The sequence below is a fragment of the Ruminococcus sp. 1001136sp1_2201st1_G3_2201SCRN_220225 genome, assembly GCF_040924365.1.
GTDB lineage: Bacteria > Bacillota > Clostridia > Lachnospirales > Lachnospiraceae > Blautia_A > Blautia_A faecis.
The window spans coordinates 13,120-27,375 of sequence record NZ_JBCOME010000020.1 but is presented as its reverse complement, the minus strand read 5'-3'; the positions used below and the strand labels follow the sequence as shown (position 1 = coordinate 27,375).

General features: G+C 47.5%; 11 protein-coding genes. All 11 read left to right on the top strand.

The annotated features are described in order from the left end of the window. Positions 1–129: 129 nt before the first annotated feature. The 11 genes from AB5642_RS08415 to AB5642_RS08365 all read left to right on the top strand — a co-directional run bounded on the left by AB5642_RS08415 (position 130) and on the right by AB5642_RS08365 (position 14,249). Complete coding sequence (locus AB5642_RS08415) at positions 130–651, top strand: DUF4430 domain-containing protein (RefSeq protein WP_173718724.1); 522 nt, start codon at positions 130–132, stop codon at positions 649–651. Positions 652–987: 336 nt separating this feature from the next. Next, positions 988–1,872: a leucine-rich repeat domain-containing protein gene (locus tag AB5642_RS08410; RefSeq protein ID WP_173718725.1), complete on the top strand. Its 885-nt coding sequence runs from the start codon at positions 988–990 to the stop codon at positions 1,870–1,872. Beyond that, positions 1,865–2,905, top strand: coding sequence for an energy-coupling factor transporter transmembrane component T (locus tag AB5642_RS08405; RefSeq protein ID WP_243252202.1), 1,041 nt, complete (start codon positions 1,865–1,867; stop codon positions 2,903–2,905). The genes AB5642_RS08410 and AB5642_RS08405 overlap by 8 nt, the downstream gene beginning before the upstream one ends. After that, entirely contained in the window at positions 2,902–4,662 is a 1,761-nt protein-coding gene (locus AB5642_RS08400) for an ABC transporter ATP-binding protein (protein ID WP_173718726.1), read from the top strand. The genes AB5642_RS08405 and AB5642_RS08400 overlap by 4 nt, the downstream gene beginning before the upstream one ends. After that, a complete protein-coding gene (locus AB5642_RS08395; protein WP_243252203.1) occupies positions 4,641–5,549 on the top strand; it encodes an ECF transporter S component in 909 nt (302 codons plus the stop codon). The genes AB5642_RS08400 and AB5642_RS08395 overlap by 22 nt, the downstream gene beginning before the upstream one ends. A 52-nt stretch (positions 5,550–5,601) precedes the next feature. Beyond that, a complete protein-coding gene (locus AB5642_RS08390; protein ID WP_368371540.1) occupies positions 5,602–6,579 on the top strand; it encodes a prenyltransferase/squalene oxidase repeat-containing protein in 978 nt (325 codons plus the stop codon). A 52-nt stretch (positions 6,580–6,631) separates the two neighbouring features. After that, a complete protein-coding gene (locus tag AB5642_RS08385; RefSeq protein ID WP_173718728.1) occupies positions 6,632–7,570 on the top strand; it encodes a MoxR family ATPase in 939 nt (312 codons plus the stop codon). Then, the gene (locus tag AB5642_RS08380; protein ID WP_173718729.1) at positions 7,567–8,733 is read left to right on the top strand and encodes a DUF58 domain-containing protein; all 1,167 of its coding nucleotides are present in this window, start codon (positions 7,567–7,569) and stop codon (positions 8,731–8,733) included. Before AB5642_RS08385 ends, AB5642_RS08380 begins: the two co-directional genes overlap by 4 nt. Beyond that, positions 8,658–10,991 (top strand): transglutaminase-like domain-containing protein, encoded by a 2,334-nt coding sequence (locus AB5642_RS08375; RefSeq protein WP_173718730.1) that lies wholly within the window; start codon positions 8,658–8,660, stop codon positions 10,989–10,991. Before AB5642_RS08380 ends, AB5642_RS08375 begins: the two co-directional genes overlap by 76 nt. 18 nt (positions 10,992–11,009) lie before the next feature. Next, a complete protein-coding gene (locus tag AB5642_RS08370) occupies positions 11,010–12,407 on the top strand; it encodes a DUF4430 domain-containing protein (RefSeq protein ID WP_173718731.1) in 1,398 nt (465 codons plus the stop codon). Beyond that, positions 12,408–14,249 (top strand): hypothetical protein, encoded by a 1,842-nt coding sequence (locus AB5642_RS08365; RefSeq protein WP_173718732.1) that lies wholly within the window; start codon positions 12,408–12,410, stop codon positions 14,247–14,249. Positions 14,250–14,256: the final 7 nt, after the last annotated feature.

Below are 14,256 nucleotides of genomic sequence, written 5' to 3'. Positions count from 1 at the left end.
CAATGTCGGAGAAAAGTTCTCTGGCGTGGTGGATGTTTTTTCTGGTTAAAAGAAACTGGAAATCCAGATGACAGTCCCCTCAAACAATGCTACAATATCAGTAGAGAAAGAAAAAAGAAAGGGAAGCGTATGAACCAAAAACGAAAAAAGTGGTTGGCCCTATTATTAAGCCTGTTACTGCTTGTATGCGGCAGCGTGTTTACTGGCTGTGGGGGAGATTCCTCTTCCGGGGAGCCAGCGACCTGTACGATCGAGATCTCCTGTGCGACGGTTCTGGATCACATGGAAGAGTTAAAGGAAACCAAAAAAGAGTTTGTTCCGGAGGATGGACAGATCCTAAAAAAGACAACGGTCTCATTTACCACAGGGGAGAGTGTCTTTGATATTTTAAAAGCCATCTGTGGGGAAAAGGGGATTCAGATTTCTTCGAAATACACGCCACTCTATAACAGCTACTATGTGGAAGGAATTAACCAGCTCTATGAGCTGGACTGCGGAAAAAATTCCGGCTGGATGTACAGTGTCAATGGGACATTTCCAAATTATGGGGCATCTGCGTATAAGCCAAAAGACGGGGATGTGATCTTGTGGGTGTACACCTGCGACCTTGGAAACGATGTGGGAAATCCCTACCAGGGAGACGAAAAATAGCAAGGTAAGCCCACAAGGTTCTAAACCACTGATCATGCAAAAATATTCATAGATTGCCAAAATTTGACAGATGTCCTTTCAAATGCTATAATACTAATATTTGATATAGGTAGAAATATCAGAGAACGAAAAATCAAATAACCAGACATGGTTCAGCCAGATAAGGCTGATTTAGGAAAATTCGGTGCGATTCCGGAACCATAATCACTGTATGAAATCAGCGGTACATAACAGCGCATTTTAAGTCAGCATATTCCACTTGTCGTAAAGGACGGAGGCTCATCGAAGTAATGGGGCTCTGTTTTTGTTACACTAAAAAGCGGAGGAAAGAAAAGAATGCGTGTTTATAAGGATGAAGAAATGCGCTGGAGTATGTTGCGGTATGACAGCCGGACATTTACAGCACAGCAGGCAAAAATGTTAAAGGGGGATGTTACAAGGAAGGAGATCCCGGAAAAATATATCTACATTGACGATGGCTGTTTTCGGGCAGATGGACGGATGCGGGAAGTCATTCTCCCACCAAATTGTAAGATTATTGGACGGGAAGCCTTTTTCCAGTGCCAGATCCGAAAGGAAGTTGTTCTTCCTAAGACAATGAAGGAAATTAAACGGCGGGCGTTTTCAGAAAATCACAGTCTGCGTGCAGTCCATTTTCCAGCGTCTTTAAAAACCTTAGGACCAAAAGCTTACCGTGATTGTACCAATCTATTAAGAGCCGTGTTTGCAAAAGACTCAGAGTGCCGGGAAATCCAGGAGGGGGCATTTGATTCCTGTTCCAAGCTAAAAAGACTGGTTTTGCCAGACCACGTTGAAGTGATTGGAAGTAAAGCGTTCTTTCGGTGCAAGGAGTTAAAAAAGGTAATTTTCCCAGATACCTTGAAGGTAATCGAGGCAGAGGCGTTTCGGTTTACAGGCCTTGAGGAATTAAACCTTCCGGAAGGTTTAGTAGAACTTGGCGATAGTGCCTTTTTCAAATGCAACAACTTAAAACATGTCGTGATCCCGGAGAGTGTGGATGTGATCGAACGCTGGGTATTCCATGGCTGCAACCGTCTGGAAACCGTAGAAATCCGTCACGATCCGGAGTATGTCGGTCCGTGGATCGTGAATAAGAGCTGTACCATTCGCTGTTATAAAGGCAGCAAGATGGATGCCTATTGTGATGAGTATGAACTGAAGAGGGAGTATATCGGTGCCGAAAGCGTTGTCAATGAATAAAGAAAAAAACAACAGAACGTGTGCAAACCTTACGGTAATGGATACCTTTTCTGCCTGTCATCCTTTTTTGAATTTTTTCTATTTTACAGTGGTACTTTTTTTTACCATGTTCAATCAACACCCGGTGTTCATCGGGATCTCTTATGTGGGAGCATTTTCCTATTCGTTTTTATTAAACGGATGGGAAAAGACTCTGAAACATAGCTTTCTTCTTACTCTGCCAGGTCTTCTCATTGTGGCACTATTAAATCCCATGTTTAATCATTACGGGGTTACCATGCTGTATTATGTAAAAAGCAGCGGTAACTGGATCACCCTGGAAGCACTTGTGTATGGCGTGGTGCTTGGCGCTGTGATGTTCGTGGTCATCCAGTGGTTTTCCTGTTACAACAAGGTTATGACAACGGATAAATTTATCTATCTGTTTGGGCGGATCATTCCGGCGCTTTCCCTGATCTTATCCATGGCGCTTCGGTTTGTGCCAAGGTTTACTGCGCAGCTAAAAGTGATCCGAAACGGTCAGAAAGCCATGGGACGGGATGTATCAGAAGGGAGCCTTTTTGCGCGTATCCGCCATGGCCTTAACATGCTCTCCATCCTGGTTACCTGGGCGCTGGAAAATGCCATTGAGACCTCTGATTCCATGCGAAGCAGAGGATATGGTCTGAAGGGAAGGACTGCGTTTTCCATTTACCATTTTACAAGAAAAGATAAGTATGTCCTTGGAATCATGACCGGATTGTTTGCCATATTTACAGGGGGCTGTATCAAAGGGGCTGCCTATGCAAGTTATGATCCCAGGATCCTGTTAGCTGGCTTTACCATTCAGGGATACACGGCACCAGTGGCGGTTTCCCCGTTACTTGCGCTGCTTACCTATCTTTGTTTTGCAGCCTTTTGTTTTCTTCCGGTGCTGCTGGATGTGACAGAAACCATCCGCTTTTCCTATAGCAGGAGAAAAGAAACGACAGACCTTGAAATGACGTATCAAAAAATTTACCAGACGCTGGAACAGGAAGGAACAGACAGATGAATCTTGTAGAAATAAAGGATTTCGGGTTTTCCTATCCGGAAAGTTCCAGAAAAGTTCTGGAGCATGTAAACCTGAATATAAAAGAAGGAACCTTAAATGTCATCATGGGAAGGAGCGGCTGCGGAAAAAGCACCCTGCTTCGCCAGTTAAAAAGCGTGCTTGCACCAGCTGGAGAAAAAGAGGGGAAGATCCTTTACCGGAACATTCCGCTAGAAGATACCGACCACCGCACCCAGAGCCAGGAGATCGGATTTGTGATGCAGAACCCGGACAACCAGATCGTGACTGATAAGGTATGGCATGAGCTGGCGTTTGGACTGGAAAGCCTTGGGTATGACAATGCCACTATCCGCCTTCGGGTGGCAGAGATGGCAAGTTATTTTGGCATTCAGAAGTGGTTTTATAAAAATGTATCGGAATTGTCAGGCGGACAAAAACAGCTTTTAAACCTGGCTTCTGTGATGGCCATGCACCCGTCCTTACTGATCCTGGACGAGCCAACCTCCCAGCTGGATCCCATTGCAGCTTCCGATTTTTTGGAGACCGTGAAGAAGATCAACCGTGATATTGGGACTACCGTACTGCTCACCGAACACCGCCTGCAGGATATCATCCCGTATGCAGACCGGGTGTTTGTCATGGATGAGGGCACCCTGTTTTTGGAAGGGACACCCCGGGAGATTGGAACCAAATTAAAGGAACAGCACCACGGCATGTTTTTATCCATGCCAGTTCCCATGCAGATCTATGCAGGGACGGAGAGCGCCCTTACCTGTCCCCTTACTGTAAGTGAAGGCAGACAGTGGATCCGGGAATATATAAAAGAAAAAGGGATAAAAAAAGAGGAGATCCAGCAGGCAAACCAAAGGCTGGAAAAACAAGGGGAGAAAAACGAAAACGAAACGGCAGGCTTTTTCGGGCATCTAAAGCGCCAGAAAGAAACCACGCCCCCAGCCATCCAAATGAAGGATGTCTGGTTCCGGTATGAAAAGGACAGCCCCGATGTTATTCAGGATCTGTCCCTGGAAGTAAAAAAAGGAGAGTTCTATGCCCTGGTAGGGGGAAACGGAACCGGAAAGAGTACCACCTTATCCTTACTTGGACGAGTACACCAGCCGTACAGCGGCAGAATCTACCTGGATGGAAAAGATCTTCGTTCCTTTTCCGACCGGGAGTTATACTGTGGGTATCTTGGCGTTATGCCGCAGAATCCCCAGAGTATCTTTTTAAAAAAGACGGTACTAGAAGACCTTTATAGCGTGATCGGCGGAAAAAAAGAAAAACCTTCCAGTGAATATCCCATCTCCATGAAAAAGGAAAAAGCCATCGAGGGGATCGTAAGCCTTACCCATTTGGAAGGGTTGCTTAACCGCCATCCCTATGATTTAAGCGGCGGGGAGCAGCAGCGGCTTGCCCTTGCAAAAGTGCTTCTTCTTCGCCCGAAGATCCTTCTTATGGATGAACCGACCAAGGGAATGGATGCGGAATATAAAGAAGAGCTTGGAAGTATTTTAAAGAAGCTGCAATCCCATGGAATGACGATTTTCATGATCTCCCATGACGTGGAATTTGTAGCCGAGTATGCGGATACGACAGGCCTGTTTTTTGAGGGAAATGTGGTGACAAGCAAAAAGACAAGAGACTTTTTCGCTGGAAATAACTTTTATACCACTGCGGCAAACCGTATGGCAAGAGGGCTGTTTCCAGAGGCAGTTACCGGAAAGGATGTGGTGTCATGCTTGACGAATCCCAGTTAGATGAATTCCTGAATGAATTCTTTGGGGAAGAAGAACCAGCTTCGGATGCTGCACGTTTAAAGAACTCTGGAAAACAAAATCCTTTCCATCGAAAAGAAGTTCCTTCTGAAGAACTGGAAGAATACACCCTTCCGTCCGACGGAATGATTATCCGCCAGATGGAGCGCCAGGGAAAGGTAAGCCTCCGCACCTGGTTTGCATTTGCGGTCATGCTGATCGTGGTACCAATCCTTCTATTCTTCTCTGTGAAGATATGGGGAGGGCGAAAATACCTGCTCTGCAGCCTGATCGTAGTAATAGCAGCCATGCTTCCCTTTTTTATGATGTTTGAGGGCAGGAAGCCAAAGGCAAGGGAGATCATGGTGATCTCGGTATTAGCTGCCATTGGCGTAGCAGGACGTGCCGCCTTTTTCATGGTGCCTAGCTTCAAGCCTGTGGCTGCCATCGTGATCCTAACCGGGATTTCCTTTGGCGGCGAGGCTGGATTTTTAGTTGGCAGCCTTACCATGCTGATCTCCAACATGTTTATGGGGCAGGGCCCCTGGACACCCTGGCAGATGTTTGCCTTTGGCATGATCGGATTTCTGGCAGGGATCCTGTACCAGAAGGGGATTTTAAAAGCCAGGAAGTTCGATCTTTGTATCTATGGATTTTTGAGCGTGTTTTTAATTTATGGCGGCATTATGAATCCTGCCAGCATCCTGATGTCCTACGGGTACATTACAAAAAGCAGCCTGATCGCCTACTACATTTCAGGCGCCCCCGTGGATCTGGTACATGCAGCTTCCACCGTGATTTTCCTCTGGCTGCTTAGCCGCCCGCTTCTGGAAAAGCTGGAGCGGATCAAGGTAAAATATGGGCTGATACAAGAATCAGAGAAACGATGATAGAAAATAGATGTAAGTGGAATTTGATTTTTAAAAGAAGGAGAAACGAAAAATGTTAAATCCTAAAAAGAAAAGGACTGGATGCTATCTTGCCGGAATCCTGGCGGCGGCAGCTGTCAGCAGCCTGTTATCCGGCTGCGGTGGCGGTACCCCATCTTTAGAAGAAGCATTAAAGAAAACTGCTTCCTATGAACAGACAAGTATTCCCTCCCCGGCTTCTGATTCCCTCGGCGGTGAGTGGACGGTGATTGCACTGGCACGCTCCGGGGAAGAGGCAGAGGACGGCTATTACGAAAAATACAGGGCAAACTTAGAAAAGCGTGTCAAGGAGCAGGAAGGGGTATTAAGTGAAAACCGCTATACCGAGTATGCAAGGGCTGTTCTGGCTTGTAAGGCCATCGGGATCGATCCTTCCGATATTGGCGGGTATGACCTTGGAAAGCCCCTGGAAGATTTTGAGGCTGTAACCGCACAGGGGTTAAATGGAGCCGTGTATGCCCTTCTTGCCTTAAATGCGGACCGCTTGGAGATAGACGGGGAACTGGAGCAAAAGTATCTGACCTACATCGTGGAACAGGAAAAGCCATCCGGTGGATTTTCCTTAGATGACAGCTCTGATACCGCAGATGTGGATCTGACTGCCATGACCTTACAGTGCTTAGAGCCCTATGCAACAGAGGAAGAAATCAGTGCCATCATTGACAGAGGCGTGGAATTTTTAGCGGACGCGCAGGCAGAGGATGGCGGCTATGAGGCGTATGGGGATAAAAGCTCTGAGTCCGTTTCCCAGGTAATCCTTGCGCTTAGCACGTATGGGATTGACTGCAATAAAGATGAACGTTTCCAGAAAAAGGAAAAAGGGCTTTACGACAACCTGATGGAGTATTATAAAAAAGATGGAAGCTTTTCCCACATATTAGATGGGGACAGCGATCCCATGGCTACCGACCAGGCGTTTTGTGCAATGGCGGCATATAGCCGGTTTTTAAATGGCAAAACCAGTTTTTATGATATGAGCGATACCAATTGACACATAAGAAAAAGAATCTGGATCAGCCAGTGAAAAGGGCAGGAGGAAAGAAATGGCAGATAAGATCACACAGCTTCAGAGGGAGCTTGGAACCATTATAAAAGGAAAAAAAGAAGTTACGGATAAAATCATCATGGCAGTGCTGGCAAGAGGACATGTGCTTTTGGAAGACGTTCCTGGTGTTGGAAAGACAACCACAGCTTTGGCACTTTGCCGTCTTATGGGAATGGATTTTAACCGGATCCAGTTTACGCCGGATGTAGTTCCTTCCGATGTAACCGGATTTACCATGTACGAAAAACAGACGGGCAGATTCATCTACCGCCCAGGCGCGGTGATGTGCAACATGCTTCTGGCGGACGAGATCAACCGTACCTCCAGCAAAACCCAGGCAGCCCTTCTGGAAGTCATGGAAGAGGGAAAGGTAACGGTAGATAACGAGACACATCCGGTTCCGCAGCCCTTTGTAGTCATTGCTACAGAGAACCCTACCGGCTCTTCCGGAACCCAGATGCTGCCGGAATCCCAGTTAGACCGATTTATGATAAGCCTTTCCATGGGCTACCCGGATCACGAAAACCTGGTAGAGCTGCTTCGGGACCGGCAGACAAAAAATCCGTTGGAGAACGCGAAAGCTGTTATTACCAAAGAAGAAGTTGTTATGCTTCAGGATCAGGTACAAAAAGTATATATGGCAGATTCCATCCTGAACTATATTGCAACCCTTGCAGAGGCAACCAGAAACCATCCGATGATCACACTTGGTCTTAGCCCCCGTGGAACCCTGGCTTTATGCCGTATGACAAAGGCGGCAGCCTTCATGGAAGAACGGGATTATGTGATCCCGGAAGATGTAAAAAAAGTATTCACAGATGTAACCGCACACCGTATGATCCTGGATTCAAGAGCCAGATACCAGGAGCAGAGTGCGAAGGACATTCTGGAAGAAATTTTAAAAGATACATCGGCACCGAAGGTAGAGGGAGAATGAAAAACAGGATTTTACTACTTATATGGTTCATATTGCTTGCCCTGGCTGCGGTTTTTACCGGAGTCTGGGTATATGCCGTCCTTTTGCTTTTGTCCGCCCTTGCGGTAGTGGCGTTTTTGCTGCTTGGTTTCTTTTGCGGAAAAAAGATCACTATGAAGCTAAAGCTCCCCAAAGCTGCGGAACAGGATGGGATCTGGAAAGGAAAGCTTCAGATTGCAAATGAGTCTGTCCTTCCGGTATTTCTTGGAAAAGGCAGCCTGCATCTGGAAAATCATTTTACTGGGGAGCAGATGGAGCTTCCGTTTTCGTTTTCCCTTAAAGGAAGAGGGAAAAAAGCCATTGACTTCCAGGGAAAAAGCCAGTGGTGCGGTTGTATTTACGCCACCTTACACACCTGGCGCTCCTATGATTTCTTTGGTCTGGCAGGGCAAAAGAGGAAGGCGGGGCTGTCCGCTTGTACGGTGGTGATGCCCTGTGAGCAAAAGGAAGATTTTCAGTTTCTCACAAAAGAGGGCTTTGACATGGAGAGCTTCCGCTATTCGGGAGCCCGTCCTGGGGATGATCCGGGGGAGACCTTTGATATCCGGGAATACCAGGAGGGGGACAGCATTCGTCAGATCCACTGGAAGTTGACCGGCAAGTTAGATAAAATGATGATCCGCCAGAGAAGTTTCCCGGTGGATGATACGGTCCTGATCCTGGCAGAGCCCTATTTAAAGGAAAAAGCTCCAGCCGTAGCACAGACGCTTGGTGAAGTGTTTGCCGCAGTTTTAAATAGTTTTATGGAACAGGGCATTTCCTGTCAGGCAGGCGTGTTTGACCACAGCACCGGACATTTTTACATTGAAAAAATACGCACCCGCGAGGATTATGAAACTATTCTCTATTTATTCCTCCGCCACGGAGGGGAGGGGGAAAAGCCCTGCACCATCACAGAATATCTTCACACTCCGGGACAACAAAGATTTGCAAATTATATTTATATTACGGGCGCACCAGAGGAAGAAGACCTTAGAAGGCTTCGAACCCGGGGCGAGGTAACCGTTGTAAGCTGTGGAACCACAGCAGATAAAGGAGAAACCATCACATGGAAGTATGGATCACAAGACAAGAAGAAAAACATAGAAGATACCTGCCCGGTATCCTGCTGGAAAGTTTCCTGATTTTTCTGGTAAATGGCGTTGGTACCTTTGCGCTTTTGCATACCCTGATTCCGTCTGTGAATGGGATTCCTTTTTTGGTGAGCGTCACTGTGACCGCCCTTCTCTGTGCCGTTCTTTTCAGGCTTCGGGAACATTTGGTTGCTGCGGTTTTCTCGTTAAGTGCAGCTGCCGGGATCTGCCTGTTTGCGTTCTCTGGCATGCTTTTAAACGGATTTCTTTCACTCTGGAACCAACTTGCAGAAGTTCTTGGGAAAAAAGCAGGGATCTACCTTACCATCTACCAGCTGAAGGATTCTGGAAAAGCAAATGGGGAGCTGGCAGTTCTTATTTTCCTTGGCATTGCCTGTGGGCTGTTTGGCTTCTTAATCCTGAAGCTTCGGTGGTATGTGCTGCTCCTTCTTTTTGCGGCAGTCCTTCCGGTGGTTCTGGTAAAAACAGAACTGCTTCCAGATACCAGGCTTTGTCTTGGCTTTTACGCTGGAACCCTGTTAGAATTAAACTACATGACGAAAAATAAAGGGGGAAACTTAGGTAACGCTGTCGACGTGTCCGCATTTTTTGCCGGGGCATTTGGTCTTCTTCTGGTCTCCGTTTTCGGGGGCATGTTTCTTCAAAGCCTGGTGCCAAAGAATGAGTACCAGGACTCCCAGCTTGTGGCAAATGCCAAAGAAGAGGCATTAAGTGGACTTTCCAGGCTCCGCTACAAAGGGCAGGGGGCAAATTCCCTTCCAGATGGAAAGTTAAAGCAGACCGGAGCCTGGAGTGCGTCATCGGATACGGCACTTGAAATTACCATGGAGCATCCGGCTTCTTTGTATCTGCGTGGCTTTGTGGGAAGCGTTTATGACGGCTCTTCCTGGACGGAGATTTCCACGGAAGAGGCCTATGAAGAAAAAGACTTGTATTACTGGCTTCACCAGGAGGGCTTTTATGGAGAAACCCAGCTTCTAAATGCAAGAAATCTGATCCAGGACGATTCCCTCTCCAGTGAAAAAGGAATCATTTCGATAAATAATAAAACGGCAAGCAGTAAATACCTTTATACCCCGTATGAGCTCTCAGGTCTGCCAGACGGCTACACAGGCGAAAACGCCCAGGCGGACAGCACCCTGTACGCCAGAGGACTGTTTGGAGAAAGAACCTATCGTTTTTCCTCCCTTGGAAATCTGGTAAGTGATTTTACCACCCTTGGAGCAAAGGTCTATCAGACATTGACCGCTGGAAATAATGCAGGGGATGGCGGCGCGGATGCCGTCAGTTCCTACCGAAGCCAGGAGAGTTATTACAATACCTTTGTTTATCAGGAAGATACCGCTCTTCCAGCGTCCTTAAAAACCCTGTTTCAAAAGGAACTTGGAGACGGCGGAAACCGGGAGGAAGGACATACCGATTACTACACGGCAATCACCAGGATCCGCTCCTATCTGGAAAAGAACATGACCTACAGTTCCCAAACGGATGTCTTTTCTGAAGACGGGGATTTTACAGAGAATTTTTTAACCACCTCTAAGATCGGGCACAGCGTTCATTTTGCAACAGCGGCGACGCTTATGTTCCGCTATTATGGCATTCCCGCCCGGTACGTGGAAGGGTATCTGATCACCCCTCAAGATGTAGATGGGAAAACAGATGGCGAAACTATCGAAATCCCGGGAACTAACGGACATGCCTGGACAGAGATCTACATTGATGGACTTGGATGGGTTCCGCTTGAAATGACACCTTCCTATTACGGTATCATGGAAGAAGCCAATTTAAAAACAGGGCTGGAAGCAAAAGGAAAGCTGGCTGCTTCAATCCCAGAGACAGAATCACAGCCGCCAGTGGAAGAGAACATCCGTACCAATTTCAGCCTGAAGCTGGCATTGTTTGGAATCGAAAAATTCCTTCTTCTGTTTTTGATCGTATTTGATACGTTTATGTTTCTGTTTATCCTGACGGTGATATTCTTAAGAGCGTTTACAAACCGAAAGAGAAGAAAGTGCTTTGCCTCCCAGGACACCAAACTGGCAGTGAGGGCCATGGCTGGTTATGCTAGAGCGTTATACGAGCATGGCACACAGTATTCAGATGAGACCACATTACTCTATGAAAGAGTAAGAAAGATTGGACAAAAGGCAGCGTTTAGCCCCCATCCGGTATCGGCCTCCGAACGCCATGATACGGCAAGCTGTATCCGGCATTTAAAAAAGGAATTAAAAGCATCTGCAAGCTGGTATGACAGATGGATCATGAAATACATTGAAAGACTTTATTGACAGGAAAGGAGGCTGTTTATGAAAGAAAAAAAGAAAAGAAAAATACTGGCAGCGCTCATTCCTGTGGCAGTGCTTTTTCTGGCTGCTGTCGTTTTTGCACAGGGCGTATTAAAAAGTGAGCCCGAGGCAGTACCAAACCCGGTGCAGGGAATCAGTGCAGACAGCTCCTTAAAAGGGTATCTGGGAACCGGTTTTGCCTATGCAGGTTCTAAGAATGATGGAAACGGCGAGGAAATGGCAGAGCAGCAGGAACAGGCCCAGCTTCTTCCAGAAGAGACACCGACTCCTACGGTTACGCCGGAGCCGACAAAGGAACCAGTAATGCAGACGGTGACACCAACGCCTGAACCGGAGGAGAGCGTAACGCCCACCCCACAGGCAACTGTGACGGAAACGCCGCCAGAAAATAATAACAATACAAACCAAAATCAAGAGAATCAAAGTAATACGATTGAATATGATAACCAGGATGAACCAGACAATTCCGAACAGCCATCGGAAACACCAGATGCGGATGATAACCGGAACCAGGACGGGGCGCAGACTCCGGATGAGGATCTGCCACCTGTTACCCCGGCACCGGAAGAGCCGCAGATCACTGCGACACCTGCCCCTACGGAAAGTCCAGAGGAACCGGTAGAAGATAATTACCCGAAGATTGCCACAGACCTTACCGATGGGGAGACGGTCAATGCTTCTTACCGTACCTTTTACATCCAGGCAACCGACCATTATGGAAACAGTCTGGGCGCAGCTGCCCTTACGGTAACCGGAAATGGGGAACGGCTTTCCTGCCAGGGAGAACCGGCTGCTGGAATCCTGGCATATCGCCTGGAACTGGCAGAAGGTGCCAACACCATAGAAATCAAGGCGACAGACGAAGAAGGCTATGCCACTACCTTACCTCCTTTTACCCTGTATAAAGGAGAAGACGCAGGTCCACAGGTGGCAGGTTCTATCACCATCAGCATTGAAGCGGGTACGGTAGGGCTTGGAACCATCCTTCCGGCAACCTCTATTGAATATTACCAGGGAGAACAGTTATCCTCTGTGCTGCTGCGGCTTTTGCAGAACACAGGCTTTGACTGGAGAAACAATGGGGATGCCACCAGCGGCTTTTATTTAAAAGCAATCGGAAGGGGCGGCATTTCCGCAAATGCGGCTATTCCGGATGACCTGATGGCGCATTTGCAGGAAGTAAACTGTCAGTTATCCGATCACGATTCCAACTGGCTTGGAGAGTTTGATTTTACCATGGACTCTGGCTGGCTGTATTCCGTGAACGGTGAATACATGAGTGTTGGAATGTCTTCCTATTTCCCGGCGGACGGGGATGAGGTAAGGCTTCGATTTTCCCTTTATTCCGGTGCCGACGTAGGCGGCGGAGTAAACGGCGAGACATGGGGGGACTGGTAAATGAAAAAAAGATTGGTAATGGGAACCCTAACGGCAGCTCTGATTGCCGGAAGTGTTCCTTATGAGATACATGCACAGCAAGAAGTGATGATACAAAGCGAAGAAGGAGGACCAGAAGAGCCTTCGGAACCGGAACAGCCGGAGCCTGCTCCAAGTGAGGAACCACAGCCGACCATGGAGCCAGAGCCCACTGTGGCACCACAGCCGACCGTGGAGCCAGAGCCTACACAGGCACCAGCTCCAACTGAGACTCCACAAGAGCCGACTGCAACACCGGTTCCGGAGCCAACTACGGCACCAACAGAAACTCCGGCTCCAACCGAGATTCCACAGCCGACTGCGACTCCAACCCCGGCTTTGGTGAGCGTGGGACTTCAAATTGAGCCGGGAGATGCCAGTGTGGTGATCCTGGATGCAGAGGGAAACCCGGTTTCCGCAGAAGAAAATGGACGGTATTCTCTTTTACAGGGACAGGCGTATGAACTTTATGTCCGTAAAGAAGGGTACCAGGAATTCTACCAGAAGATCACGGCAGATCCTGCGGTGACGGAATATACTATCACCCTTCTTAGCGGCAACACAGCCTTAAAGGGCTTGTATGTTTCCAGTTCCGACAAGTACGGAAAAGGGATCTTAAAATTAAGCCCGGATCTGGCTCCAGATAAGGAAAAATTTGAGGCTTCCTACGATGGCGAACGGCAGAGCCTGAACATCTGGACAGAAGTAGAGGATGAAAAAGCTTCTGTTAAGGTTTATGCCATCAGCGGTATCAAGGCAGGAACTGTAGAAAAAGATGAGACCATCACGGGAACGAAAGACAACAAAGACCGCCTCTACTGGAAGATCTTTTTTGCCGACCAGGAAAAAGAGGCGAAGGTCCGCCTGGAGGTAAAAGCAGAGGACGGGACAACCAGAGACTATTATATTACCCTGAAACTTACCGATACTACAGCTCCGGTACTAAAAAAAATCAGTGCCAGCCGTATCTCCACGGACACTGCTTCTGCTGTCTATAAAACTTCCGAAAAGGGAACCTGTTATTACCAGGTGATTGAGGCAGGGGCAAAGGTACCCGCCCTAGATACAAGTGGGAAAGGAACAGAAGTATTAGCCGGAACCAATACCATTACCCTGACTGGATTATCCTCCGGGGAAAAAGACCTGGTGATCGTGGTAAAGGATGCAGCGGGAAATGTAAGTGATTCTTTAGTCATGGGGATCCCGGATATAAAAACAGCCGGTACCCCTGGAAACCTGGTACATGGCTCCGACCATGGCGGAAATAAGTCCCAGGCCACTATCCCAGGACAAAACGGCGAGGGTTCCTTATCCAATTTAAAACAGGTGGAGGGAAGCAAAGCTGGAGGCAAAGAGGGGGAGAAAACCACTGGGGAGATTAAGGCTTCCTTAAAGCTCCAGGGGGAGAAACAGACTTCTTTGTTTGGAAATATGAAGACAGCTGACACCAAAAAAAATGAGTCCCCGAAGTGGACAGACCGGACAGGGAAGAAATATGCAAAGGATTTAAAGCCTGGCTATACCATAGCAGGGGAGAAGGTGATGGAAAAAGCCACTCCCTCCCCGGTGGTAGAAGAAAAAAGTGAGGCGTCAGATGGTTTTACAGAAGAAACGAAAACCACAGTTACAAATACAACTGGAAAGAACCAGGCTCAGGAGGAATCTTTTGCAGGAAGTGTGACAAGAGGAATCCAAAAAGCAAGTCTGACAACAAAATTTCTTCTGGTGATTGCGGTATTGGAAACTGGTTTTGCTCTCTTTTTTGTAACGGCAAAGAAAAGGTTTAAAAAAGAAAGCAAGAAAAAGCCCAAAATAACGGCGTAAGCAAAGA